Source organism: Myxococcus sp. AM010 (assembly GCF_013372585.1).
GTDB lineage: Bacteria > Myxococcota > Myxococcia > Myxococcales > Myxococcaceae > Myxococcus > Myxococcus vastator.
Genome location: NZ_JABXEO010000004.1, coordinates 58,744 through 84,021, shown reverse-complemented (window position 1 = coordinate 84,021; position 25,278 = coordinate 58,744). Strand labels below are relative to the sequence as shown.

Genomic DNA, 25,278 nt, shown 5'->3' with positions numbered 1-25,278 from the left:
CTACTGCTTCGCGGGCGTGACGCTCTCGCTGACAATCTGGGTCACGTTCGCCGTCGTCTGCAGGTGGATTTCGTCGAAGCCGAGGTAGGGGTAGTTCGTCGGACCATGGACCTCCTCGCTCAGGACCAGCCGGTCCGCCTGCAGGACGCGGCCGTCAGAGAGCTCCACGTACGGATGCGCCAGGTCGATGGTCCACTGGCACTGGCCCCGGGGCGTCACGTTGAAGGAATAGCCGCACGGGGTGTAGCAATAGTTGCAGCTCCAGTAGCCAATGCTCTGGCACTGATCCATGCAGGAGTTCCAGCTCTGGTAGGCCGGTCGGCAGGACGGCGACGGCGGCGGCCACGGCGTCACGGGGTCGTGCGGCTCAAGGACATTGACCCCGCCGTTGTGGAGGCGCGTCATCACCCCCTGCAGTTGCCCCTGGTAGTAGACGAGCGCGGAGTGCGTGGACTCCTCGCCCGCGCCCGTGAAGGTGGTGGAGTAGGCGGCCCGCCCGTCCTCCGTCACGAGGGTCGCCGTGCTCGTCGTGGACCCCTCGGATACGGAGGAGAGCAGCATCTTCCCGTGCTCGGGCGCGTCGCTCTCGCTGAAGACACCCGCGGTCCAATGACTGGCAAGGCCCGTGTGAATGACGACGCCGGACTCGCCGCTCACATCGCCATTCTCAATCCGGACGCCTTCGTCCGTCACGCTGACATAGGCCTCGCCGACGCCACAGTGATTCAGGTCCTGGAACATCACACAGTCCTGGTCCTGCGCCTGGGCCTGCGCCAGGGGCAATGCGAGGGAGAACACGGCGGCCCACAGGGGGGTTCCAAAATTCCAAAGCAGACGCATCTGACGGCTCCTCACGCTTCCTGGGAAATCCAAGAAGCGGGCTTTCCCACTTCAATGGACATGCCAGGATTTACCACCCTCTGAGGAGCCGTCTGGATTGTGACAGGATTTGCCACAATCCCTTCCTTCGCAGTGACCTCCAAAGTCTCACGCAGCGCAGCGCGCCCTGACCAAAGGCACACGCCGCGGTCCTCAGCGGCGTGCGCCTGGGTGAGCGGTTCGCTACAGGAACAGCCCCGGGTCGAACTCGTCCACGTTGACAGGGAGCATGCGCGGCAGGGGCCGGTTGAACACCTTGGCGTTCAGCTCCAAATCCAGAATCTTGAGTCCGGAGGGGACGAGCTCCCGGAAGCGCTGGCTGACGTATTCGCGCAGGCCGAGCACGGCCACCTCGCGTTTCTCCTCGAGCATGGGCTTGAGGGCCTCGGCGAAGTCCGCGCCGTCATGGCTGGCGAGCACCACCGCCGCGCCGGGGCGCTGGGTGCGGATGTTCTCCAGCAGCTTGAGGATGCCCAGGTCCACCACCTTCTGGTCGGGGCGGCCGTAGAGGAGGGCCACCTCACAGCCGGCGGACTTGAGCGCGCGCACGAAGCCAATCATGACGTCCGGCAGCTGCTCTCCGCGGGCGTTGAGCACCACCACGCAGCGCACGGGCGCCGGGAAGTTCGTCTCACAAAAGGACACGAGCCGGTCGAACTGGACGCGGTCCTGGGACTCGGGCTTGCGCCCCACCACGTTGGACACAGCCCAGTCGATGTTTTCTGCGTCGATGAGTACGTAGGAAGCTGCGGGGGGGCGTCCGGAGAGCATGCGCGCGAGGATACGCGGGAGCCCTTCCGCCCGGGGAACTCAGTTCAGCCCCCCGGCGTGTCGGCCCGCGTCAGAAGCGGTCCTGTCCGCCAGGCGACGGCATGGGCGCCAGCGCGGAGAAGCCGCCATGCTCCGACAGCGGCGGCTGGAGCGGCAGCACCACGGTGAAGCGCGAGCCCCGGCCAAACTCGCTCTCCACGGACACGCGGCCGCCGTGGCCTTCCACCAGGCTCTTCACGATGGCCAGCCCCAGCCCGGCCCCGCCGTGCTCGCGCGTGGAGCTGCCGTCCACCTGGTAGAAGCTCTGGAAGATGTTCTCGAACTGGTCCGCGCGGATGCCCATGCCCGTGTCTTCCACGCTCACGCGGTAGCCCGGCGCGGCCAGCTCCTTCTGCGCGGTGACCTCCGACATCACCACCGACACCCGGCCTCCGGACGACGTGAACTTCACCGCGTTGGCGAGCAGGTTCACCACCACCTGGCGCAGCTTGTCCGCGTCCGCGGCCAGGCGCGGCTGGGGCAGCGGCGGCAGGCGCACCTCCAGCTCCACGCCCTTGCGCTGCGCCTGAGGCGCCACGCTGGACACCGCCGTCTGGATGACGCTGCCCAGGTCCACCGGGCCCATCACCAGGCGCAGCCGCCCGGCTTCAATCTGGCTCAGGTCCAGGATGGAGGAGATGAGGTTGAGCAGCGACTCGCCCTTCTCCACGATGGTGCGCACGTAGAGCAGCTGCTCCGGGTTGAGCGCGCCGGCCAGGCCTTCCGCCAGCATCTCCGAGTAGCCGATGATGGAAGCCAGCGGCGTGCGCAGCTCGTGGCTCACCGTGCCCAGGAAGGTGGACTTCAGCCGGTCCAGCTCCTTCAGGCGGGTGTTGGCCTGCGCCAGCCGGGCGTTGTTCGCCTCCAAATCCCGGTGCGTCTCCAGCATCGCCTCGATGTGGAGCTGCGTCGCCAGGAAGGCGCGCTGCCCGCTGGCCACCAGCGCGGCCAGCACCTGCCCGAAATGCACCAGCACCTGCGCGGCGGTGCGCTCGGGCACGCGCCGCACGCGGCCCACCAGCTCGTGCGCGCGCGACAGGTCCACCCCGGAGATGTCCGTCAGCGACTGCGGGAAGTCCGCCAGCTCCTCCGGCGTGAAGGGGCCCAGGATGACGCGGCCCAGCGTGTCGCCTTCCCAGCGCACCGGCATCACCAGGTAGCGCAGGCCGGTGAAGCACGGCAGCGCGATGATGCCCGCGGCCTCCGCGCCGTCACCGCGCGCGGGCCGGGCGCCCTGCACCGGGGCCACAGGTCCGTCCTTCACGCGGGCCACCGTGGCGGTGCAGCGCGAGCGGCCCTCCGGGAAGCCGAACACGTACGAGCAGAAGTCGCCGTGGCCCACCTTCACGTCGGCCAGCTTGTCGCCCGCGGTGTCCATCACCTTGATGCCCACGCGGTACAGCTCGCTGAAGCTCCGCACCACCTCCACGAAGGAGGGCAGGTCCAGCATGTCCGCCAGCGACAGCCGCCGCTGGAGCACGGACTCACGGCGCGAGGCGCCCACGCCGTCCGACGCCCCGTTGCCCGACGCGCCGTTCATCGCCCGTCTCCGCTGCGCGCTTCACCCGCCGCGCGCCCGTACATGGCGGCCAGCGCCGTGCCAGTGAGGTCCATGCGCCGGAAGATCTGTCCCAGGAACTCCGCCTCCGTCAGGCCCAGGTTGCGCGCCAGGTGGGCGCGCATGTCGAGCCGCCGGTAGGCGGCCTGCGCCACCGCGTGGAAGGTCTCCAGGACGCCTTCGCCCCGCAGGGCCACCGCGCCCACCACCGCCTCGCCGCCTCGCCGCCGGGACTCCTCGATTTCGGCATCCGTCCGCGCGTCTGGCAGGTCCTTCTTATTGAACTGGATGACCACCGGGACCTGGCTGGGGTCCAGGTTGTTCTCCTTCATGTTCTCCTGGAGGTTGCGCCAGTAGGCGTTGTTGTCCGCCGTGGCGCCGCGCCGGCTGTCCGCGATGAAGACCACCGCGTCCGCGCCCTGCAGGACGATGCGCCGGGTGGCGTTGTGGATGACCTGGCCCGGCACGGTGAAGAGCTTCACCTTCACCTTGAAGCCCGACGACGTGGAGAAGAAGACGGGCAGCAGGTCGAAGAAGAGGGTGCGGTCGTCGTGGGTCTCCACGTTCAGCAACCGCCCCCGCACCTCCGGGGACGCCTTCGCGTGGAGGTGACGCAGATTGGTCGTCTTCCCGCTGAGCCCGGGCCCGTAGTAGACGATCTTGAGCGTCAGCTCTCGCTGGGCGTGGTTGAGTTGCAAGGTGGGGGCTCTGGCTGACGGTCGAACGGAGGAGTTTGACGCCTTCGCGCCCGACTGCGGGTTTTTATAGTGGGAAGCGGCCCGGCACGGAAGGCCGGCGGGGTGCCAGGCGTGGAAGCGATGCTCATCCTTGGAATGGGCTGAACGCATGGCCGGTTCGACGAAATCCGGCTCCTCACCAAGGAGAGGAGGGCCTCTCCTCACTTCATGGGACAATGTGCGCGGAATGACTGCGTGCACCGGTGCCGCTGGAGCGGTTAGGATCGCAACTCGACGGAGGAGCAAGGCGATGACGATGAAGCAGGTGGACGCAGGCGTGGAGGTGGCCCCAGCACCGGTCCTGGATGTGGCTGGCCTCCCCAACGACCTGATGGCGGCGGTGAAGTTCGGCCTGCCCACCGACGAAGACATGACGGCGGTGGCGGACCTGCGCGCCGGCTCCGAGCCCTGGAAGACCCGGGGTGAGACGCAGGAGGACAGCCTCAAGGCCCTGGCCCAGCTCAAGCCCTTCATCCATGTGGCGAAGCTGCAGAGCCAGCTTGTCGGCTATGTCACGGTGGAGCGGGACGGCCCGGTTCCGGGCGCGGCATACCTGCGCAACATCGTGGTGAAGCCCGAGCTGCGCCGCAAGGGCCTGGGCAACATCCTGCTGGAGCAGGCGCTGAAGGCGGCCCGGGACATGTACCGGAAGACCATCGCCCTGCGGGTGGACCCGTCCAACTCGCCCGCGGTGAGCTTCTACCGGAAGGAGGGCTTCACCACGGTGGCCACGGTGGTCTCCAAGAAGTCCGGGAAGCTTCGCCTCCTGATGTCCCGCGAGCTCTAATTTCGCGCAGGACGTGTTGCCTCCGGGCGGGAGGCCCTCCTCCCGCCCGCTGCTCCGAGCGGGCCCCCTGGTGGGTCCCGGAGCTCCCTCCCCCTCCTTCCGGGTGACAGTCTCCGTCAGGCACGGACGATTTCCGTCTGCCCGAAAGCAGGCGGGCAGTCCCGGGACAAGGGGGGCCGATTTCCTCGCGATGTCGTCTATCCTGCGGCTCCCCCGCGCCCGCGCGCAGTCGCGGACTTGAGCCGACATCCCGCATGAAATCGCTCGCAGAACTGTTGCGGCACCTGTCGCGTCCGGGTGTCACCGAGTTGACCCTGGCCACCGGCCGTCCACCGATGATCCGCGGCGCCAACGGCTATGAGCCGGTGGACCCCTCCGCCGCCACGGCCGAGGACATCACCCGCGCCCTGCAGGCGATGGTGGGCGTGGCCCGAGCCTCCACCGTCACGGAGACGCCGGTTCAGTGGTCCGTCAACGCCACCGGCCTGGGCTCGCTGTCCATCGCCGCCATGCGGCGAGGGGACCTCATCCACCTGCGGCTCAGCAAGGCCGCCGACGCGGGGGCCGCCGCCCAGGCCGCCGCCACCGCGCGGCCCGCTGCGCCTGCCGCCGTGCAGCCCGCGCGCCCCGCGGCTCCAGCGCCCGTGCAGGCCGCGGCACCGGCCTACCGCGCGCCCGAGCCCGCCGCGCCCCAGACCTACCGCGCGCCCGAGCCCGCGGCGGCCCGTCCCATGGCCGCGCCGGCCCGGACCTTCACGGGCGCGGGGCGTGAGCTGGCCGTGCTGCTGGAGGAGGGCCGCCGGGGGCTGGCCAGCGACGTGCACATCATCGCGGAGCGCCCGCCCCTCTTCCGCTTCGCGGGAGAGCTGACGGCGCAGGGCCCGGTGCTGGACGCGACGACGGTGGAGAAGCTGCTGCTGCCGGTGGTGCCGGAGCGGCTGCGGCCGGTGCTGGAGCGCGAGGGCAGCTGTGACTTCTCCCTGGAGACGCCGGAGATGGGGCGCTTCCGGGTCAACGTCAGCCGCCAACGCACCGGCCTCAAGGGCACCTTCCGCCTGATTGCGAGGGAAGTGCCGACGCTGGAGTCGCTGGGCCTGCCCGCGGACATCGCCAAGGCCACGCACCACCACCAGGGCCTCATCGTCATCACCGGCCCGTCCGGCCACGGCAAGACGAGCACGCTGGCGGCCCTGGTGGACCTCATCAACCGCGAGACGTCCCACCACGTGCTCACCGTGGAGGACCCGGTGGAGTTCGTCCACCCGCGCAAGCGCGCGCTCATCAGCCAGCGCGAGGTGGGCTCGCACACCAAGACGTTCGCCAGCGCGCTCAAGGGCAGCCTGCGTGAAGACCCGGACGTCATCGTGGTGGGCGAGCTGCGCGACACGGAGACGGTGCGCATGGCGCTGTCCGCCGCGGAGACGGGCCACCTGCTCATCAGCACCATGAACACGCCGAGCGCGGCGAAGACCATCGACCGGCTCATCGACCTCTTCCCGCCGGGAGACCAGCAGCAGGTGCGCCTGTCGCTGTCCAGCGGCCTGCGGCTCATCGTCAGCCAGCGGCTGATGCCGAGCGCGGATGGAAAGGGGCTGGTGGCCGCGGCGGAGGTGCTGCCGGGCTCGGTGTCGCTGGGCAACCTCATCCGCGACAACAAGACGTTCCAGATTCCCTCGCTCCAGCAGCGCGGCAAGAGCCTGGGCATCATCCGCTTCGAGGACTCGTTGGCGGACCTGGTGCGCGCTGGGAAGGTGAAGCTGGACGTCGCCAAGGGCTTCGCGGACAACCCGGACGAGTTGGAGGCGGTGGTGACGGGCAAGCGCGTTGGCGCCACCGTGGCCGCGCCGGAGACGCAGCAGGAGAGCGCACGGCTGCTCAGTAAAATGGGCTCGCTGATGGGAAGGAAGGGCTCCTGAGATGACGACGCCCCGTCTGGCGGTCTTGTTCGATGCGCTGCTGGAGCAGAAGGGCAGCGACCTGCACATGGGCATTGGATACCCGCCCATGGGCCGCATCCGCGGCGAGCTGGTGCCGCTGCGCGAGCAGCCCCTCACCGCGCCGGAGCTGCAGGCGCTGCTCTTCGAAATCTGCTCGCCGGAGCAGCAGCGGCAGATTGTCGAGGACCTGGACCTGGACTTCGCCTACAGCTACGGGACGAAGGCCCGCTTCCGCGCCAACTACTTCAACAAGATGACGGGCCTGGCGGCCGTCTTCCGCACCATCCCCAGCAAGGTGCTGTCGCTGGAGGACCTGAAGACGCCGGAGGTGGTGCGCAAGCTGTCGGAGCGCCGCAGCGGGCTGGTGCTCGTCACCGGCCCCACGGGCAGCGGCAAGTCCACCACGCTGGCCGCGATGATCAACTACATCAACAAGACGCGGCCCGCGCACGTGCTCACCATCGAGGACCCGGTGGAGTTCGTTCACGAGTCCATGCGGGCGCAGGTGACACACCGGGAGGTGGGACCGCATGCGTCCAGCTTCTCCACGGCCATCCGTTCAGCGGGCCGCGAGGACCCCAACGTCATCCTCATTGGCGAGCTTCGCACCAACGAGACGATGAAGCTGGCGCTCCAGCTGGCGAGCTTCGGCGTGCTGGTGTTCGCCACGGTGCACACCAACAGCGCGCCGGCCACCATCGACCGCATCATCAACGCCTTCCCCGCGGACGAGCAGCAGCAGGTGCGCGGCATGCTGGCGGAGAGTCTGGCGGGCATCGTCGCCCAGCAGCTCATCAAGACGGCGGACGGCAAGGGTCGCGTGGCCGCGCTGGAAATCCTGGTGGGCGGGCCCGCCATCGCCTCCATGATTCGCGAGGGCAAGGTGTTCCAGATTGCCTCGAAGATGCAGGCGGGCCAGGGCCAGGGCATGCAGACGCTGGACATGCACCTGGAGCGGCTGGTGAAGGATGACGTGATTACGCCCGAGGCCGCGCTGGAGAAGGCCCAGGACAAGGAGAACCTGGCCAAGGTCATCTCCCGCCTGAAGCCGGACTGGCAGGTGCCGGAGTCCCTGAAGTCGCTGGGCTGAAGCCGCGGGCGGAAAACCCGAAAGGAGCACAAGCGTGTCGATGAAGAAGCCGGCGGTGGGCAGCGTGGGCTGGATGGACCTCACGGTGAAGGACGCGGTGGCGGTGAGGGACTTCTACAAGGACGTGGTGGGCTGGTCCGCCACCGGCCTGGACATGGGCGGCTACGACGACTTCGTCATGATGCCCCCGGGCGGCGGCGAGACGCCCGCTGGAGGCATCTGCCACGCGCGGGGCCCGAACGCGGACATGCCCTCCGGGTGGATGGTCTACATCACCGTGGCGGACCTGGAGCAGAGCCTGGAGCGCGTCACGGCCATGGGTGGCCAGGTGCGAGGCAGGATTCGCGGCTCCGACAAGGCGGGGCGCTTCTGCGTCATCGAGGACCCGTCCGGCACGCTGTGCGCGCTCTACCAGTCAGGGAGCGACTGACGGGCCGCACGCTCCTCCCGGCGTTCCTTCCGGGCGTCGGACCTGGGTGGTAGACCCGAATCCGTCATGGATGAGGCGCGGGGAGCACAGGACAGGAAGCGGGAGCGCGGGCCCAAGCGGCCCCGGAAGGTGTCCCCCACCTATCTGGAGAACGCGGCGCTGCACTACCTGAAGCGGTATGCGGCGACGAAGAGCCAGCTTCAGCGCGTGCTGCTGCGCCGGGTGGACCGCTCCCTCAAATTCCACGGCGGTGAGCGCGGCGAGGCGCTGGCCTGGGTGGAGGCGCTGGTCGCGAAGCTGGTCCGCAATGGCCTGCTCAACGACGAGGCCTATGCCCAGATGAAGGCGCAGTCGCTGCGCGCCTCGGGCCGCAGCACGCGAATGATTGCCCAGAAGCTGCGCCTCAAGGGCGTCCCGGCGGAAGTCGTGGCGAAGAAGGTCGCTGACGCCACCCACGAGGTGTCCGAGGAAGACGCCGCGCGCATCTGGGCGCGCAAGAAGCGGCTGGGCCCCTTCCGCAAGCAGCCCGGCACTCGGGAGGAGCACCGGAAGAAGGACCTCGCGGCGCTGGCCCGTGCGGGCTTCTCCTTCGGCATCGCGAAGAAAATCATCGACTCCAGCCCGGCCTGAGGAGCCGGTCCGGGGTGAAACAGCGGCGGCCCGCCCGCTCGGGGCGGACCTCCGCGAAACCACGCTCAGTCGTCGGTGGCGTCTTCGATTTCGTCCCCGGCCTCCTCGGCCGTGTCCTCAATCTTGTCGCCCGCCTCCTCCGCGGCGTCCTCCGTCTTGTCCACGGCGCGCTCGGCGTCGCTCTCCGCGCTCTCCCGCGTGTTGCGGTGGCAGCCCGTGCCCACCACCAGAACGCCCAGCGCCGCGGCCATCAGCAGGTTCTTCAGCATTCGCTCAACCCTCCCTGAAAGTGCGGCGGAAGATAGTCACGGCCGCCTGAACGCCAAGGATGGTTTGAGCTCAAAAAGCATCGCTCCCGCTACCGGGCACGCCAGACCTTCATGCGCGCGTCGCTCGACTCGCGGCGGCGCAGGGCCTCCATCCCCGACGGGAGCTGCACCGGGGCGTCCGCCCACTCCGACAGGCGCCCGAGCAGGAAGCTGCGCTGCGGCTCCGGCAGCGCGCTCAGCGTCCCGAAGAAGCCGACGCTGTCATCGGCGATGACGCGGTATGCGTCGTTGCCCGTCGTGGTGCTGAAGGCGCTGGCGGACCAGGGGCTCAGCGCGCCGTAGACGAGCAGCACCCGCTTGGCCTCGAAGCGGGTCCACGCCTCCAGCAGGCTCCCCGTCCACGGCTCGTACTGCTTGCGCACGCCCGTGGGCGGGAAGCGCGTGGGGAGGTGCTCACCGGCGTAGCGCAGCAATGGCCGCAGGTGCACCTCCGGGTAGCCCGGGCCGCCCAGCTGCGTGGCGCCCTGGTAGTAGAGCGGCGCCGACTCCTCCAGCGCCTGGTCGGAGAAGGTGAACTCCAGCGTGGAGACGTAGCTGAAGAAGGCGAAGAGCTCCTCCGCGCTCGCCTCCGGCGAGGGCAGCCCCTCACACGTCCCCGCCATGCCGTAGTACTGCCAGAAGATGAAGGGCACCTCGATGACGGCGAACTCGAAGGCGCGGTCCTTCCCCAGCGTGTTGAAGGTGAAGCCCTGGGCGTCGTAGCCATCCATGAAGGGCAGCAGCTCGTCGCGGCGGGTCAGCGCGGCGTACTGGAGGGACGCGAGCTGCTGGCGGCAGGCCGCGTCTCCCACCTTCGTGAGGAGGAAGCGCCCGTGACGCGCGTCATGGAGGCCCCGGTTGTGCTGCGCCGAATAGGTCACCGTGGCGTGGACGTCGCTGGGGAAATAGAAGCGGTGGGCCAGGGCGGCGGTGCCACCCTTGAAGACGCCGGTGGACAGCCAGCGCCCGCCGTACAGCGGCTTGAAGGCCTCGACGAGCCGGTGGGCATCCGCCGCCGCCTGCCACATCGTCAGCTTCCGCCAGTCCATGCTGGCCGGCTTGGACGCGCCGTAGAAGCGGTGCTCCACGGTGAGCTGGTTGCCCTGGAGCAGGTCCGTGGGCTCGGCGGGGATGGGCTCCTCGAAGATGGCGGCGCCCTCCGTGTCCAGCACCATGGGCGCCGTCTCCGAGCGGTGCATCAGCGTCACCCGCTGCTGGAAGCGCGTGCTCCAGGGACGCAAGTGGTCCACGGGCTGCTCGTAGTCCATCGTGAAGAAGCGGAAGCCGTTGACCTCGACGTCGGTCAGCACCGTGAGGCCGGCGATGGACTCCAGGCGGGTGCGGAGGTCCGCGCTCGACAGGTCCACGGAGGCGGACTCGGGCGGCGCGGTCCCCTGCTCCAGCGACTCCAAGCCCTCCGTCGTCGAACCACCACAGCCGAGCAGCCATGCGCCGAGCAGGCCGCCCACCGCGACACCCGCCCAGTTCCGCTTCAGCCCGCTTCGCATGGTGTCGTCCTCAGGTGTCCGTTGAAGCCCGCGAAGATAGCAGGCCCGGGCACTCGCCACGCATGAAGTGCTCGGGCGCGGCGGGCCTACATACCGGCGTCGCACAACGAGCGGCAAGGCAGACTATTTCCAGGAACGGCACACGGCGCCCTGACTCAGGGTCCGGGCCGCGCCTGTTCGAGCAGGCCCTCGCGCATCAGCGTGAAGACCGCCTGCCCACACCGGCCCCGCATGTCCGCCGTGGCACGCGCCACCCGAACGACATAGCGCACACCGTCCAGCGTCACCCGGGCCGACTGTCCTACCTCGGCCGTCACCGTGCTCCCCGGGCCTGGCGGATGATTCGCGTGCGTCACACGGAGCTGGACGCCCAGCGCAGGCGTCCCGTCCGCCAGCGCGCAGCCCGCGTCCTCCCAGCGGAAGCGCAGCTCCGGAACGAGCCCCGCGGGGAGCAGCACGTCTCCCGCGAGGGTGGTGGGGGCGCTCGGCACCGTGAGCAGCAGCAGCCGGCCCTCCGCGTCCCGCAGGGTGTCTCCCGACAACAGCACGGGAGGCGCACCTTCCTCCGTCGTAGGACAGGACGCGGGCTCGCGATGGCTCGTCCACTGAACGACCTGCCCCGTCAGGTCCGCCAGCACGTCCGGCACCTGGAGGCTGTAGCTCACGCCGCCGCGCACCGGCCCCGCCTCGTACTCCAGCACCGAGGCCCACCGGTCCTGGTGCCGGTACGCGCCGCGCAGCTGCCGGGCGACGGTGAAGCGGCGCTCCAGCCGCGTGTCCGTGCGCTGCTGCGCGGCGTCCTCGGGCGTTTCCTTGAACGCCACGTCCACCTGCGCCGCGCGCCAGACCTGGACACACGGGCGCTCGCGTTGGAGCGAGGCCAAGGCCTGCCCGGCGTCGGGGACCGGCGCGGAGCACTTCGGCTGGCAGCCCATCAGGCCGGCCATGAGGAGCCCCGCGGCACCGTGCGCCCATCTCGCCGAGGCACGACAACGTCCCGGGCGCGGGCGCGGGCTCATGGGCACTCGGCGTAGAGCGTCGTGCCGTCGGTCGACACGAAGAAGTCTTGCCCCTCCACCTGCCCCCGCGCCCGCAGCCGCTCCCGCTTGCGCTCCACCGACAGGCGCCGCGACGCGGCGGGCGGCTCCGCGTGGGGCAGCCGCGGCTGGAACCGCGCCGGCCCTCCCTTGTCGTCCGGAGCGTACTTCGCCAGCAGCGCACTGCCGGTGCCGTCGTCCGCGTCGCCGTCGTCCAGGAAGTCGAGCTCCACGGCGCCCCACTCATTCACATCGCAGTCGCACGAGCCGCAGCCGGGGAAGCCGCACCCCAGGAAGCCGCTCCGGCAGGAGACACACTTGCTCTTGGGGGACGCGCTACACGCCGCGCACGCATTGGCGCCGAATGAGTACGTGTGCGAGCCCGGAGAGCCCACGCCGAGCATCTGGTAGCGGTAGTTCATCACGCTGGCGTGCACCACGCTGGTCTGCCCCGGCATGTCGTTGCCGTTGTGGTCCAGCGCCAGGTTGTGGCCCAGCTCATGGATGAAGGTGCCGCGCTGCTCCTGGATGCTCGGGCTGCTCCAGCACCCCAGGCTGAGGATGAGGTCATTGCCCAGCACCTCCGCCTTGCCGGATGAACACGACGTGCTGCTGCCTTGCCGGTAGGCCCACACCGCATAGTGGAAGTAGGGCCGCCGCTCCGGGTTCCCGGTGGAGAACCCGCCCTGCTTCAGCGAATAGAAGTCCACGCCGCCGCTGCACGCGCCGAAGCACACCACTTCATGCCAGGGCAGCGCGCCGTCGATGAAGGCATGCAGCCGCACGCCCGCGTCCCGCGCGAACACCGCCGCCGCGTCCGCCACCAGCCCGGCATAGGGCTTTCGCGTGAGATAGGGATTGGTGGGGTGCTCCATCCAATCCACCTCCACGTAGAGGTCCTTCACCGTGGGGCTGCCCCACTCGGAGAAGGAGAAGCCGTCGTTGCCGAACAGCTCCAGCGTGTCCGGTATCCCATCCCCGTCCGAGTCCTTCGAGTCCGGGTTCATCCCCACCAGCGGCTCCAGGGCATTGGAGATGCCGTCTTCGTCCTCGTCGTTGTCGCTGAAGATGGTAGACCACAGCGCGTCATCGTGGACGAAGCTGGCCGTGCCCGTGCTTCCGGGGAAGCGGCCCACCACCACGCGCTGGGCGCCCGCGTTCTGCGTGCTCGCCGCGACAACCAGCGGGTAGGCGCGGGGCCCGCTGTCATCGTCGTGTTGCAGGTACTCCGCGTTGGAGCGCAGCAGGAAGACCAGGTGGTCCCCCGCGCCCGGCGTCGTGGACGTGGCCCGGAAGGTGTCCCTCACGTTCCAGGCGAAGCTGAGCGGCACGCCGCCGAAGGGCTGGCTGCTCAGGAGGAGCGCGCCGTTGCGATACAGGCTGGCCGTCCCGCCGCGCCCGTCCGCGTAGGCGCGCACCCAGACGCGGTAGAGGCCGGAGTCCGGCGCGGTGAACGTCACGCACGAACGCGCCGCGCCCGCGCAGTCGTCGCCCATGGCCACCTGGCTCCAGATGCCGCCGCGGTCCCTGAGCACGTGAAGGACGGTGTCCGGCGCGGTGCCCGTCAACTCCCGCGTCTCGAAGGTGTACGTCTGCCCCGCGTCCAGCCACGTGCTCAACCAGATGAAGCTGCCCCAGTCGCGCGAGGCCACGTAGTGCGGCCCGGCCAGCACCAGGGAGGGCGCCAGCAACACCAGCGCGAAGAGACTCCTCGGAAGCGCCTTCATCGCGTCTCCTCCGCGCGGAAGAAGGCTTCCTTGAAGGTGTCGTGCTGGCGCGACTGTTCCTCTGGCGGAAGCGACCGCCACTTCACTCGCTCCAGGGTGAGCGTCTGTTGGTAGCGCGCGTCCACAGCTCGCGCGCGGGCGTCCGCGTCCGAGGGCTCCGGCGGCGTGGCCAGCTTCGCCACCAGGTTCAGCGCCGCCAGATAGCGCCGCTCCTTCTCGGCGCGCGCTTCGGGCGTGGCGTCCATGAAGGCCCGCTCCGTGCGCGTCACCAGCGCCGCGAGGTCTTCCACCGGCTCCTCTCGGAGCAAAGCCAGTTCGTCAGGTGTCAGCGGCACCAACGCGCGCGCCGCGAACCGCCCCCACTCCGGCGCTTCTTCGCGAAGGCGCGCCACCCGCACCGCGCGGCCGGTGTCATCCTTCGCGGGCTCGACGTGGAAGCGCGACTCGGCGGCGACCTTGGGTGGCGATGCGGGCGTCCGAGCGACTTCGGGCGGGGTTCCTTCATCGCCGAGCGCCCACCGAGGGACCAGCAACGAAGCACCTGCTCCGACCAGCATGATGCCCAGCACCACCGCTGCGACTTCCCCGCGTGCGCGCATGCGTCGTCCCCCACTCGCTGGCGCGCAGCTCTAGCGCCATTCGCCGGGGACGGCAAACCCACCCCGCGGCAACCCGTGCGGGGCATCCACGCCACGGGGAAGTGTCATGACATGGACGCCCGAGGGACGGGCACTACGCCTGAGGCATGGGGCGGCCCGGGCCGTGGAACACCACGACGGGCGCGGGCAACGTGAGCGATTCGTCCTCCGGCTTCGTGCCCGTGGCGCCCTTCGCGAGCGGACGCCCACCGGCGAGCACCTCACGCGCCCGTGACACCAGCCACCGCGCCCCACGAAGCGCGTCACGCACCAGCAGCAGCGGCGCGTCGCGAGACAGCAGCGCGGGGGAGGTCGCCTCGCTCGTTGAAGCAGGCTGTCCCACGCCCAGCTCGTAGACCAGCTTTCCACCGAGCGTCGCCGTGTAGAGCGCCAGCCCACAGGCGCCCAGCCCCAGCGCCACGGTGGCCGCGGTGGGCTCGCGCCGCAACCGCCACACCGTCACGCCCAGGGCGCCGAGCAGCACGGTGGCATTGCCCACGCCATGCAGGAACGTCATGTCCCGGGCACGCGGCGACTCCAGCCGGACCTCCTGGCTGGCCGCCAGCCCCGACACGCCCGCGAGCAGGCCGCCAATGGAGCCGGCCACCCAGATGCGACGCGCCACCTGGGCCCAGGCGCCGTCGCCTGTCGTCACCGAGATGAGGTCCGCCACCGCCGCCGTGGGAAGCAGGGCCAGTGGCATGTGCACCAGTGCCGGGTGCAGCTCGTGCAACAGCATCTCCTTCTTCATCGCGTGGCCTCCTGCCCTCGTCCTCCAAGGGTAGGCACCCCGAGGACCCATGGCAGGCACGGCTGCCTGCCCGCCCTCTCCGGACGGGGGAAGCGTTCAGCAGGCGATTTCGAGCGAGAGGGCGTGCTCGGGCTGGGTGAGCACCTCGCAGCCGTCTGGGGTCACCAGGAGGGTGTGCTCGAACTGAGCGGACAGGGCGCCGTCCTCCGTCACCACCGTCCAACCGTCAGCCAGGATGCGGATGTCCGGCTGGCCCAGGTTCACCATGGGCTCCACGGTGAAGACCATGCCCGAGCGCAGCTTGATGCCCGAGCCTCGCTTGCCAGTGTGGGAGATGGTGGGCGGCCCGTGCATCTGGTGGCCGATGCCATGCCCGCCGAACTCCTCCACCACGCTGCAGCCCTCCTTCTTCGCCAGCTCCTCGATGGCCGCGCCGATGTCGCCCAGCCGCGCGCCGTGGCGGACGACGGCGATGCCCGCGTCACGGCACCGGCGCGCCACGTCCACGATGCGACGGGCGTCGTCGGACACCTCGCCAATGAGGAACGTCGCGGAGGTGTCGCCGTGGAAGCCGTCCAGGAACGTCGTCACGTCCACGTTGATGATGTCCCCACGGCGCAACTGCTCGCCGGGGTTCGGGACGCCGTGACAGACGACGTGGTTGCGGCTGGTACAGACGGTGGCTGGGAAGCCCTTGTACCCCAGTTGGCTGGGCTTGCCTCCCCGGCGCACCGTGTCCTCGCGCACCCACTGGTCGATGTCCGCCGTGGTGACACCGGGGGCCAGCTTGGAGGCAACGAAAGCCAGCGTACCGGCGGCGGCCTGACTCGCACGGCGCAGACGTTCGACGTCCGTGCCCTTGAACAAGGGAATGCTCATGGGCGCCAAGGTGAGGGTCCGGGGTGCCTGGCGTCCAATGCTGTTTCGGTATGGCTGATAGCGCTAGAGTGGCGGACGTGAGCCTCACGCACATCCAGACCTTCGTCGCCGTTGCCGAGGAGTGCAACGTGGGCCGGGCCGCGCGCCGCCTGCACCTGACGCAGCCGCCGCTCAGCCGTCACATCCAGGCGCTCGAGGACGAACTCGGGGCGCGGCTCTTCGAGCGGACCCGGGGTGGCATGCGCCTGCTCCCCGCGGGCGAGGCCTTCCTGCAGCACGCGCGTCGCATCCTGGCGGAGGTGGACGCCGCCCTGCTCACCGTGCGGGACGTGGCGGGCAGCCGCGCCGGCGGATGACGCAGCCGGGTCCGGTGCACGTCTCGGCCTGTTGAGCCTGGGGCGTGCGTTCAGCATCGGACGGACAGGCGCCTCCTTCGGCGGCGTCATGTGCCCGGTGACCTGGAACCGCGGCGTCGGGCTGCTAGAGCGGGCACTGATGCCCGACCTCCTCGTGACTCATCGGAGTCCTCACGTGCGTCCCACCCGGCTGCTCGCGCCCATGCTCTGGGTCCTCGCCTCCACCACGGTGATGGCGGCGCCGGGCCCCGAGGAGCAGGAGGTTCCCGACACGAGCCGGCAGCAGCCGTCAACGGATGCGCCCACGCGGGAGCGGACTGAGGGAGCGGACACTGGCGCCGCGCGGACCGTCGTCACGGGCTCACGGCGTCCCCGGCCGGCGCGGGACGTGCCCGCAACCACCACTGTCCTCCCCCGCCCGGAAATCGACCGGAGCCCCACGCTGACGCAGGACTCTCTGGTCCGCACCGTGCCCTCCGCCGCCACCTTCCGCCGCACGCCCAGCCTCGTCTCCGACCCGACGGCGCAGGGGCTCAACCTGCGCGGGCTCGCGCCTTCGGGCGTGGCGCGCAGCCTCGTGCTGCTCGACGGCATCCCCGTCAACGACCCGTTCGGCGGCTGGATTTTCTGGCGCTCGCTGCCACGGCTCGGGCTCGAGCGCATCGAGGTCGTCCCCAGCGGCGGCTCCGCCCTCTACGGCAGCGGCGCGCTCGGCGGCGTCGTGCAGCTCGTGTCACGCGCCATCACCGGAGCGCAGCTCGACGCGGATGCCACCTATGGCAATGCGCATACGGGCCTGCTCGCGGCACGCGGGGCGGAGGCGTGGGGCCCCGTCCGCGCCTCGCTGGAGGCAGAGCTGCTCGACAGCGACGGCTACCCCATCGTCAGCCCCGCCCAGCGCGGCGCCATCGACGGGGACACGCCCAGCAGCCACGCCGTCATCAACGGACGCGTCGAAGCGGATGCCACCGAGGCGCTCACCCTCTCCGCCCGCGCCGGCCTGTTCCGCGAGGACCAGAGCGGCGGCACCCGGCTCACCACCGCGCGCGTGGAGCTGGCGCACTTCAGCGCGGGCGCGCGGCTGCGCACCGCGCACCGCGGCACCTTCACGCTGGACCTCTTCGGCCGCGTGCAGCGCTTCGAACAGGACCGCGCGCGCATCACCCAGGACCGCGCCTCCGAGGCGCTGGCCGCAAGCCAGGACGTACCCGCCAACGACCAGGGCGCGTCCCTCGTCTGGACCGGCCCGTCCTGGACCGCCCTGGGCACGCACGTCCTCACCGCCGGCCTGGATGCGCGCCGCATGGCGGGCACGTCCCGGGAGCAGCTCTTCCCTCCCGCGCCCTCCGAGACGTCCCTCCACCTGCGCGACACCGGAGGCACCCAGGTGTCCGGCGGCGTCTTCATCGAGGACCTCTACACGCCCTCGCCCGCCGTGGAGCTCAGCGCCGCGCTCCGGATGGACGTGTGGCGCAACCAGGACGGTGAGCAGCGCCTGGAGCGCGCCAACGGCGCCGTGGACACCACGCGCTTCGACGACCGCACCGAGCAGCAGCTCAGCCCGCGCCTGGGCCTGCGCGTGCGTCCGCTGGAGGGGCTCACCCTGCGCACCTCCGCCTACCGCGCCTTCCGCGCCCCAACGCTCAACGAGCTGTACCGCCCCTTCCAGGTGGGCACCCTCCTCACCGCCGCCAACGCCACCCTGGGCGCGGAGCGGCTGTGGGGCGGCGAGGCCGGCGCGGAAGCCGAGTCCTCCTCGCTGGGCCTCACCACGCGCGTGACGGGCTTCTGGAACGTGCTCGACGACCCCATCACCAACGTCACGCTGGAGCAGCCGCTTCCGGATGGCTCCACGCGCCAGCGCGAGAACCTGGGACAGGCGCGGGTGCGCGGCGTGGAGGCGAGCGTGGACTGGAAGCTGGCACGTCAGTGGACGGCGCTGCTCGCGTACACCTTCGTGGACCCCGTCGTGACGCGCTCGCCGGGACAGCCCGGGCTGGTGGGCAAGCAGCTCGCGCAGGACCCCAGGCACCGGGGCACCGCCATCATCACCTTCCACGACCCCGACATCGTGACGGCCACGGTGCAGCTTCGCGCGACGGGCGCTCAGTTCGAGGACGACCTCAACGAGCGCCCCATGGGTGGCTACGCCGTGGTGGACGTGTCCGCCAGCCGCCACCTCTTCTGGAAGCTGCACGTCTTCGGCGCGGTGGAGAACCTCTTCGACCGCGAGTACCTCGCGGGCCGCGCCGGGGTGGACACGTTGGGCCCGCCCCTGCTGGCGCGCGTCGGCCTGCGGCTGCGCGACGCGCCCTGAGGCTCAGCGGAGGGTGCGCACCGGCCGCACCGGGCCGTTGAACCAGCGGCTCAGCGACACCACGTCCTCCATGCGGCGCGCGGGCGGGAGGCTGTCGAGGAAGACGCGGCCATACGCCTTCGTCACGATGCGCCGGTCCAGCATCGCCACGATGCCCCGGTCCGACTGCGTGCGGATGAGCCGGCCAAAGCCCTGCCGCAGCGCCAGCGCCGCATGCGGGAGCTGATACAGCTCGAAGGGCTCCTCGCCCCGCTGCTGGAGCTGCTTGATGCGCGCGGCCACCAGCGGGTCTCCCGGCGACGCGAACGGCAGCCGGTCGATGATGACCAGGCTCAGCGCATCACCCGGCACGTCGACACCTTCCCAGAAGCTGTGCGCCGCGAAGAGGACGCTCGGCGTCTCGCGGAAGGCCTCCAGCAGCTGCTGCTTGGGGCGCTCGCCCTGAAGCAGCGCCTGATAAGGCAGCCGGGGCGCCACCAGCTCATAGGCCCGCACCATGTTGCGCAGGGACGTGAAGAGCACGAAGGCGCGCCCGCCCGTCACCTCGCAGAGCCGCTCAATCTCCTCCGCCGCCTCCTCGATGAAGCCCGGGGCGGTCGGGTCCGGCAGGTGCGTGGGCAGGTACAGCGCCGCCTGCGACGGGTAGTCGAAGGGACTGGGCACCGCCAGCGTCCGCACGCGCGTCACCGGCTGGCCATCCTCGCCGTACAGGCCCATGCGGTTGGCGAAGAAGTCGAAGCGGCTGTCGGCCGCCAGCGTCGCGGAGGTGTACACCACCGTGTCCAGCGCGCCATACATCCGCTCGCGCAGCTCCTTCGCCACGTCGATGGGGCTGGCGCGCAGGAAGAGGCCCTTGCCCCGCTGCTCCGCCCAGTAGACGTGGTCCGCGGACTCGGCCTTCTCCAGGAAGGAGAGCTGCTCCTCCAGCTCGTCCGCGCGGCGGGTGATGGCGGCCAGCTCCGGCTCGCGCTCGCCCACCGTGAAGGCGGACAACGCGGCCAGCGCGTCCCGCACGCCCTCCAGCGGCGTGGACAGCTTCGCCATGACCTCCGAGCGCAGCGCCACCGAAGCCTCCTGGCCGGACAACCCCAGCGCTCGGGGCGCCTGCGCGAAGAGCGCATCCGCCCCCGCGCGCAACCGGGCCGCCAGCGCGCGCAGCATGGCGTGGCGGGCGTCGTCCTCCTTCAGTGACGCCACCGCGTCCCGCGCCAGCTCCTCCAGCCGGTAGTTGGACACGCTGCAACCGAAGTAGCCGCTGGCCGCGTCTTCCAGCGCGTGGGCCTCGTCGAAGATGACGGCCTCGTACCAGGGCAGCACGCCCTCGGTGCGCTTGCCGGAGCTGCGCAGCGCCAGGTCCGCGAAGAAGAGGTGGTGGTTGACCACCAGCAGGTCCGCCTGCTCCGCGCGCTTGCGCATGCGCGTGACGAAGCACGTCTCGTACTGCGGACACCGGGTGCCCACGCACGTCTCGGACGTGGTGGACAGGCGCGACCAGGCGCTGAAGGACTCGGGCAGGTCCAGCTCGCCGCGGTCGCCGGTGTCCGTCGCCTCCGCCCACGCCTTCAGCTTGGACCAGTAGCGCGACTCCTCGCGCGAGCCGAACTGCGGCTCCTTGGAGAAGGCGTCATAGCGGTGCAGGCACAGGTAGTTGCTCCGGCCCTTGAGATAGGCGGCCTCGAAGCGCAGGCCCATCTTCTCCCGCATCAGCGGCAGGTCCTTGAAGAAGATCTGGTCCTGCAACGTCTTCGTGGCCGTGGACACCACCACCCGGCGTCCCGACAGCAGCGCGGGCACCAGGTAGGCGAGCGTCTTGCCCGTGCCGGTTCCCGCCTCGGCCAGCAGGTAGCTGCGCTCGGCGAAGGCCCGCTCCACGGCGCGCGCCATCTGAAGCTGCTCCGGGCGGTGCTCGTACGCGGGCAGCGCGACCTCGAGCGCGCCTCCCGGACCGAGCAGGCTGTCGACGGACGGAGGGGTGGAGACAGAGAGCGACATCGGCACCGAGGGGGAGGCGGGAGGCGGCCGGGCAAAATAGCAGCGACCGCCGCTTCAAGCGCGTTTCCGGCCGCGTTCGCGCCGCCTGGCCCGGGTGGCTGCCTGCCCCTTGGCCAACAAGCCGCTCTGCCCTCGGCGGCGCGGCGCCCGGACAGCCCGGGGCTCAGTACCCCGCGCTCAACGTGCGCAGGTGCTGGAAGACGAGCACCGCCAGCACCAGCACCACGATGAAGCCCACCCCCGCCGCCAACGTCTTCAGGCGGCGGGAGACGTCGGAGGTTCCTACCAAATCCGTCGATGACGGCACCACCAGGGTGGCCCGGCGCACCACCTCATCGCGGCCCCGCCGGGCGACGGCGTCGTCAGGCACATGCGCCAGGCGGATCCGGTATAGCCGCCCCACCATGGCCAGCTCGCCCCGCCCCACCGCCAACGTCATCAGCCGGTCATGGGCGTCCCATTCCTCCCAGCGCGCCGCCAGCGTCCGCCACGCTTCCGCCAGCACGTCCGACAGGGGCTGCTCCTCGGGCTGGTAGTTGACGTAGACGAGCCCGCACTGCGGGCAGGACAGGGCCTCCTCGCGCCGAGGCGCCACGCACTTGGGACAGACACCTGGGGGCGGCTCGAAGAGCGCGTCGTCCGTCAGCGGCGCCACCACCGGCCCCGGCTCCGAACGCACCACCCGCAGGGCCGGCGTCACCGGCGCGGCGGCGCTCCAGCTCTCGGAGGGCGGAACCACCGGAGCCGACGGCACCGGAGCCGACGACACCGGAACCGACGGCACCGGCGCCGCCCCCGCGGCGGGAGCAGCCCGCGCCTCCGTTCGCGGCGCGGTGGTGGCAGGCGGGCCCACGCGGCTGTCCGCGCCGCAGCGGCCACACGTCACCACGAGCCCACCGGCCTCTGTCCGGTAGGTCTCCAGCGGCACGAGCCGCTCGCACGCGTCACACTGGAACTTCATGTCATCACCTGGCGCAGGGGAATGGGCATGGCGCAGCCGATGAGTGCCAGCAGGCACAGCGCGCAGATCCACTTCCGCAGCGGACTGAGCGGTGCCTGGGGTTCCACCACCTCCGGATGGCCGAAGCCTACCAGCTTGCTCGTCACCAGCAGCCATAAGCCCCAGGACGCGGTGACGAAAAGGGTGAGGACCAACAACACCAACGCCACCGCGCGGCCCACCCAGCGCGCGCGCCGCCCCCACAGCGCATAGGCCAGGTGCCCGCCGTCGAGCTGCCCCACGGGCATCAGGTTCAGCAGCGTGACGAGCAGCCCGAACCAGCCGGCGATGACCACCGGGTGGACCAACACGTCCTTGCCCTCCGGAAGCGGCCCCAGGGCCAGGCGCGTCAGGCCCTGCATCAACAGGCTGTCGCCGAAGAGCGTCTGCACGCCGTTGAAGGGCGGCTCCGGCGCGGGCGGCGCGTTGGTGACGCGGTCCATCACCCAGGTGAAGACGTCCCGGCCAATGGCCCACAGCGAGCCGTCTCCCGGGAAGGTGGTGGACGGGAGGTCCGGCGCATCCACCACGGTGGAGTGGGCCAGCCCCCAGAAGAGGATGGGCAGGGCCACCACCAACCCCGCCAGCGGCCCCGCCGCGCCAATGTCCACCAGGGCGTTGCGGTTCGGGATGCGGTCGCGGATGCGGATGACGGCGCCCAGCGTGCCCACGCCCAGCACCGGCAGCGGGATGAAATAAGGCAGGGAGGTCTCCACCCGGTGCCAGCGCGCCAACACGTAGTGCCCCATCTCGTGGGTCCCCAGGATGGCCAGCAGCGACAGGCTGAAGGCCAGCGCGCGGAAGGCCGCTTCGGGGGACACCTCTCCCAACGAATAGGGCCGCTGGAAATGGAAGTAGAGCAGGTACGAGGTGAAAGTGGTCCCCACCGTCAGCACCAGGAGCAACAGGTGCACCCAGTAGCGCGGCGCGGGGCGGGCAGCGGAGACGGTGTCCATGAAGGGAGCCTCAAGGTTGGCTAGCAAGGGGAGATGTGCATTGCAACGCGCTGCCGCCCAACCGCACTGACACCGAGTGTCTCGGACGGACCTTGACATGGAGTCGACATCTGCTACGACCCCGCCCGCTTGAAGGTTTCAAGACAACGGCCGGTCGCTCTCCAAGGCGCCCGGCCACCACACAAGCGTCCAAATTCAAGAGGGGAAGATCATGAAGAAGCTCGTCCTGTCCGCCGTTGCCGCCAGCAGCATGGTTGCCTGCACCAGCGTTGAGAGCGCCGTTGTCTCCGGCACGGAGATCGCCTCCAACGGTGAGGCCGTCGCCGTCGTTCAGGCCAACGCCCTGGGCCTGACCGCCATCTTCCACATCGTCGACATCGTCCAGAGCGACCTCGACACCGTCATCAACAAGCTGCTCATCGCCGAGGCCAAGGCCATGGGCGCCTCCAAGGTGGAGCTGCTGACCGCGGGCACCACGCCCCGTCACGGCATCTACGCGCTGACGGGCACCATCATCGGCGTGACCAGCTCCGGCGCCGTGGGCGTGGCGGTCAAGTAGTCCACACCGCGCAAGCCGCGCGGTTGATGCGGGAGGCCCCCTGGCGACAGGCGGGCCTTCTTGCTTTTGTGCCCTCCCATGCGTGAACGCCTCCTCCTGCTCTGTGCCCTGACGGCCCTCACCGGCTGCCCCAAGAAGGGCGGCGATGACGCGGCCACGCTGCTGCCCGAAGTGAGAGCCGGGCTCGCCGCCCGCGAGGCGAAGCTGAAGAGCTACCGCATCGCCGGCGCCGTACAGGACGCGGGGCTGGAGCCGGTGACGTTCACCTTCGAATACCGCGCGCCGCGGCGCCTGCGGGGCACGCTGGGCCCGCCCGCCTCGCGCACCTTCGCGTGGGACGGCACGCACTTCTTCCAGCAGCTCGACGGGGAGAAGCGCTTCAGCACCTTCACCTCGGAGCTGCCGCCCGCGAAGCTCGCCGGCTTCCTGTCGGAGACGTTCCACCCCTTCATGCCCGAAGGCTTCCGCACGCCGCTCCTGCTGAGCCACGCGACGGTCCGCCGCGCCACGCACCCGCTGGCGCCGCAGGCGGTGGAGCTGGTGCAGAAGCTGGAGGGTGACGCCGCGGGCCTGGAGATGGTCTACGTGCTGCGCTGGCCCCAGCTGGACTTCCTGGGCCGGCGCACCGGCGCACCGGACGGCGCGGCGGCCGAGGAGCGCGTGGAGGAGGAGCACTGCGACGCGGCCCTGTCGCTGTGCGTACCCAAGCGCCTTGGCCGGTGGCAGGACGGCAAGCGCGTGGGCGAGACGGTGCTCACGCGCGTGGAGCTGAACGCGGCCCTGCCCAACGACGGCTTCACCCTCACCGCCCCCGAAGGCTACGACGTACAGACGCGGACACTGGTGGAGTCCGCCCCCGCCACCCAGCCCACGGACGGTTGACCGCCACCCTCGGCATCCCCACCTTCGGGGCCGAGGGACAAGGCACATGGTGGAAAACGTCATTTTCGACGTGGATGGAACCCTGGTGGATTCGGTGGATGAGCACGCCGAGGCATGGCGGCGCGCCTTCCTTCACTTCGGCCGGGACATCCCGTTCGCGCACGTGCGCAGCCAGATTGGCAAGGGCGCCGACCAGCTCATCCCCGTCTTCTTCAACGACGAGGAAGTGGAGCGCTTCGGCAAGGAGCTGGACGAATACCGCGGCAAGCTGTTCCTGGACGAGTTCCTGCCGAAGGTGCGCCCCTTCCCCCGGGTGCGGGAGCTCTTCCAGCGGCTGCGCGCGGGCGGCCTCCGCATCGTGCTGGCCTCCAGCGCGAAGGAGCCGGAGCTGAAGCACTACGTGAAGCTGTGCGGCATCGAAGGCCTGTTCGAGTCGAAGACGAGCGCGGACGAGGTCGACAAGAGCAAGCCCCACCCGGACATCTTCGAGGCCGCCCTGGCGCGGCTGGGCAAGCCTTCTCCGGACGTGACGGTCGTCGTGGGTGACACGCCCTATGACGCGCTCGCCGCCAACCAGTCGGGCCTGCCCACCGTGGGCGTGCTCGCTGGCGGCTTCCCCCCGGATGACCTGCGCTCCGCGGGCTGCCGCACGCTGGTGAAGGACCCGGCGGACCTGCTCGCGCGCTACGAGGCGTCCCGGCGCGAGTGGCCCTGGAACGAGTCCGACGCCAGCCAGGTGGCCAAGGACGACGAGCGGCGCTGAAGCCGCGCCCCCGCCCTTCCCCACCCCTCAAGAGGGATGGGGAAGCGGCGGCGGCGTGCTAGCCGCGGGGACGGCCGCGCGAGCCGCGGCTGCCAGCACCACGCCGCGTGCCGCTCCGGGACTTGGTGGCAGGCCGCTTCGCGGTGGTGGTGCGACGGGCGGTGGCGCGGCGGGCCGCGGTGCCCTTGGCGGCGGTGGCCTTGGACCCCGAACGCGTGGCCTGGACAGCGGGCTTGCGCGTGCGGCCCGTGGCGGCGGTGGCGCGGCGGCGGGTGCCTGCGCGCTTCGCGGCGGTGGCCTTGCCTCCCTTGCGGCCCGCCTTGCGCGCGTTCTTCCGCGCCAGGGGACGGCTGCGCGCGACCTTGGCCTTGCTGCCCGAGCCGCCCTTCTTCATCCCACCGCCCGTGAGCTTGTTCACGGTGGCCCAGGCCCGGGTCTCGGCCGTCTCGTCGGCGACGCCGCGCTTCTCGTAGCCCTCTTCAATGTGTTCGGCCATCCGCTTCTGCTTCGGCGTGTACTTCGCCTTGCTTCCTCGTGCCATGCGACTTGCTCTCCAGGCCTGACTGACACCTGCATGGGGCCAGCACCAGCGCAGAGGTGAGCAGTCACCCACCCATCCGGAAGCGCGCAGCCGGATGGACCTGTTCAACCGGCGACGCACGCATGCACGCCCCCATGGCACCCGACACCGGGAATGCACCGGGGCACGGGGCGACTCGCAAGGAGGATGCGCGCACGCGCGCCGCC

At 70.5% G+C, this 25,278-nt stretch carries 25 protein-coding genes; 10 read left to right on the top strand and 15 right to left on the bottom strand.

Annotation, left to right across the window (positions count from 1 at the left end):
* From HV826_RS03865 to HV826_RS03850, 4 genes are all read right to left on the bottom strand, one after another.
* Complete coding sequence (locus HV826_RS03865) at window positions 1-840, bottom strand: hypothetical protein (protein WP_176415647.1); 840 nt, start codon at window positions 838-840, stop codon at window positions 1-3.
* A gap of 222 nt (window positions 841-1,062) precedes the next feature.
* Window positions 1,063-1,650 carry an NYN domain-containing protein gene (locus HV826_RS03860; protein WP_176415646.1) on the bottom strand — a complete coding sequence of 196 codons (588 nt, stop codon included), beginning with the start codon at window positions 1,648-1,650 and terminating at the stop codon, window positions 1,063-1,065.
* A 70-nt stretch (window positions 1,651-1,720) separates the two neighbouring features.
* The gene (locus tag HV826_RS03855; RefSeq protein WP_176415645.1) at window positions 1,721-3,229 is read right to left on the bottom strand and encodes an ATP-binding protein; all 1,509 of its coding nucleotides are present in this window, start codon (window positions 3,227-3,229) and stop codon (window positions 1,721-1,723) included.
* Complete coding sequence (locus HV826_RS03850) at window positions 3,226-3,945, bottom strand: ATP/GTP-binding protein (RefSeq protein ID WP_176415644.1); 720 nt, start codon at window positions 3,943-3,945, stop codon at window positions 3,226-3,228. Before HV826_RS03850 ends, HV826_RS03855 begins: the two co-directional genes overlap by 4 nt.
* A gap of 289 nt (window positions 3,946-4,234) precedes the next feature.
* Here HV826_RS03850 and HV826_RS03845 point away from each other — a divergent pair, with 289 nt between their 5' ends.
* The 5 genes from HV826_RS03845 (at window position 4,235) to HV826_RS03825 (ending at window position 8,858) form a co-directional block, all read left to right on the top strand.
* Entirely contained in the window at window positions 4,235-4,771 is a 537-nt protein-coding gene (locus tag HV826_RS03845; RefSeq protein WP_176415643.1) for an N-acetyltransferase, read from the top strand.
* Between the two features lie 254 nt (window positions 4,772-5,025).
* Window positions 5,026-6,687 (top strand): type IV pilus twitching motility protein PilT, encoded by a 1,662-nt coding sequence (locus HV826_RS03840; RefSeq protein ID WP_176415642.1) that lies wholly within the window; start codon window positions 5,026-5,028, stop codon window positions 6,685-6,687.
* A gap of 1 nt (window position 6,688) precedes the next feature.
* Window positions 6,689-7,798, top strand: coding sequence for a type IV pilus twitching motility protein PilT (locus HV826_RS03835; RefSeq protein ID WP_163781809.1), 1,110 nt, complete (start codon window positions 6,689-6,691; stop codon window positions 7,796-7,798).
* 40 nt (window positions 7,799-7,838) lie between these two features.
* Window positions 7,839-8,228, top strand: a complete 390-nt coding sequence (locus HV826_RS03830; protein WP_176415748.1) for a VOC family protein — start codon at window positions 7,839-7,841, stop codon at window positions 8,226-8,228.
* 66 nt (window positions 8,229-8,294) lie between these two features.
* Window positions 8,295-8,858 (top strand): regulatory protein RecX, encoded by a 564-nt coding sequence (locus HV826_RS03825; protein WP_176415641.1) that lies wholly within the window; start codon window positions 8,295-8,297, stop codon window positions 8,856-8,858.
* Window positions 8,859-8,923: 65 nt separating this feature from the next.
* Here HV826_RS03825 and HV826_RS03820 read toward each other — a convergent pair whose 3' ends face one another.
* The 7 genes from HV826_RS03820 to map form a co-directional block, all read right to left on the bottom strand.
* A complete protein-coding gene (locus HV826_RS03820; RefSeq protein WP_163781805.1) occupies window positions 8,924-9,127 on the bottom strand; it encodes a YtxH domain-containing protein in 204 nt (67 codons plus the stop codon).
* An 89-nt stretch (window positions 9,128-9,216) separates the two neighbouring features.
* On the bottom strand, window positions 9,217-10,674 hold the full coding sequence (locus HV826_RS03815) for a S28 family serine protease (protein WP_176415640.1): 1,458 nt from the start codon (window positions 10,672-10,674) through the stop codon (window positions 9,217-9,219).
* A gap of 155 nt (window positions 10,675-10,829) precedes the next feature.
* On the bottom strand, window positions 10,830-11,621 hold the full coding sequence (locus HV826_RS03810; RefSeq protein WP_255217027.1) for a hypothetical protein: 792 nt from the start codon (window positions 11,619-11,621) through the stop codon (window positions 10,830-10,832).
* 68 nt (window positions 11,622-11,689) lie between these two features.
* The gene (locus HV826_RS03805) at window positions 11,690-13,438 is read right to left on the bottom strand and encodes a hypothetical protein (RefSeq protein WP_176415638.1); all 1,749 of its coding nucleotides are present in this window, start codon (window positions 13,436-13,438) and stop codon (window positions 11,690-11,692) included.
* On the bottom strand, window positions 13,435-14,037 hold the full coding sequence (locus HV826_RS03800; protein ID WP_176415637.1) for a hypothetical protein: 603 nt from the start codon (window positions 14,035-14,037) through the stop codon (window positions 13,435-13,437). The genes HV826_RS03805 and HV826_RS03800 overlap by 4 nt, the downstream gene beginning before the upstream one ends.
* Window positions 14,038-14,170: 133 nt before the next feature.
* The gene (locus HV826_RS03795) at window positions 14,171-14,827 is read right to left on the bottom strand and encodes a DUF2231 domain-containing protein (RefSeq protein ID WP_217917309.1); all 657 of its coding nucleotides are present in this window, start codon (window positions 14,825-14,827) and stop codon (window positions 14,171-14,173) included.
* Between the two features lie 96 nt (window positions 14,828-14,923).
* Complete coding sequence (gene map, locus HV826_RS03790) at window positions 14,924-15,706, bottom strand: type I methionyl aminopeptidase (RefSeq protein ID WP_176415635.1); 783 nt, start codon at window positions 15,704-15,706, stop codon at window positions 14,924-14,926.
* 77 nt (window positions 15,707-15,783) lie between these two features.
* Here map and HV826_RS03785 point away from each other — a divergent pair, with 77 nt between their 5' ends.
* Window positions 15,784-16,062, top strand: a complete 279-nt coding sequence (locus HV826_RS03785) for a LysR family transcriptional regulator (RefSeq protein WP_176415634.1) — start codon at window positions 15,784-15,786, stop codon at window positions 16,060-16,062.
* Window positions 16,063-16,150: 88 nt separating this feature from the next.
* On the top strand, window positions 16,151-18,379 hold the full coding sequence (locus HV826_RS03780; protein ID WP_255217026.1) for a TonB-dependent receptor: 2,229 nt from the start codon (window positions 16,151-16,153) through the stop codon (window positions 18,377-18,379).
* 3 nt (window positions 18,380-18,382) lie between these two features.
* On the opposite strand, the gene HV826_RS03775 is transcribed toward HV826_RS03780, so the two are convergent.
* From HV826_RS03775 to HV826_RS03765, 3 genes are all read right to left on the bottom strand, one after another.
* Window positions 18,383-20,371, bottom strand: coding sequence for an ATP-dependent DNA helicase (locus HV826_RS03775; RefSeq protein ID WP_176415633.1), 1,989 nt, complete (start codon window positions 20,369-20,371; stop codon window positions 18,383-18,385).
* 163 nt (window positions 20,372-20,534) lie between these two features.
* The gene (locus HV826_RS03770) at window positions 20,535-21,332 is read right to left on the bottom strand and encodes a hypothetical protein (RefSeq protein ID WP_176415632.1); all 798 of its coding nucleotides are present in this window, start codon (window positions 21,330-21,332) and stop codon (window positions 20,535-20,537) included.
* A complete protein-coding gene (locus HV826_RS03765) occupies window positions 21,329-22,327 on the bottom strand; it encodes a site-2 protease family protein (RefSeq protein ID WP_176415631.1) in 999 nt (332 codons plus the stop codon). The genes HV826_RS03770 and HV826_RS03765 overlap by 4 nt, the downstream gene beginning before the upstream one ends.
* 211 nt (window positions 22,328-22,538) lie before the next feature.
* On the opposite strand from HV826_RS03765, the gene HV826_RS03760 reads away from it, so the two are divergent.
* From HV826_RS03760 to HV826_RS03750, 3 genes are all read left to right on the top strand, one after another.
* Window positions 22,539-22,886: a hypothetical protein gene (locus HV826_RS03760; RefSeq protein WP_163781778.1), complete on the top strand. Its 348-nt coding sequence runs from the start codon at window positions 22,539-22,541 to the stop codon at window positions 22,884-22,886.
* A 78-nt stretch (window positions 22,887-22,964) separates the two neighbouring features.
* The gene (locus HV826_RS03755; protein ID WP_176415630.1) at window positions 22,965-23,768 is read left to right on the top strand and encodes a hypothetical protein; all 804 of its coding nucleotides are present in this window, start codon (window positions 22,965-22,967) and stop codon (window positions 23,766-23,768) included.
* A 46-nt stretch (window positions 23,769-23,814) separates the two neighbouring features.
* Window positions 23,815-24,531: an HAD family hydrolase gene (locus tag HV826_RS03750; RefSeq protein ID WP_176415629.1), complete on the top strand. Its 717-nt coding sequence runs from the start codon at window positions 23,815-23,817 to the stop codon at window positions 24,529-24,531.
* 58 nt (window positions 24,532-24,589) lie between these two features.
* Here HV826_RS03750 and HV826_RS03745 read toward each other — a convergent pair whose 3' ends face one another.
* Entirely contained in the window at window positions 24,590-25,072 is a 483-nt protein-coding gene (locus tag HV826_RS03745; protein ID WP_176415628.1) for a transcriptional regulator, read from the bottom strand.
* Window positions 25,073-25,278 lie beyond the last annotated feature (206 nt).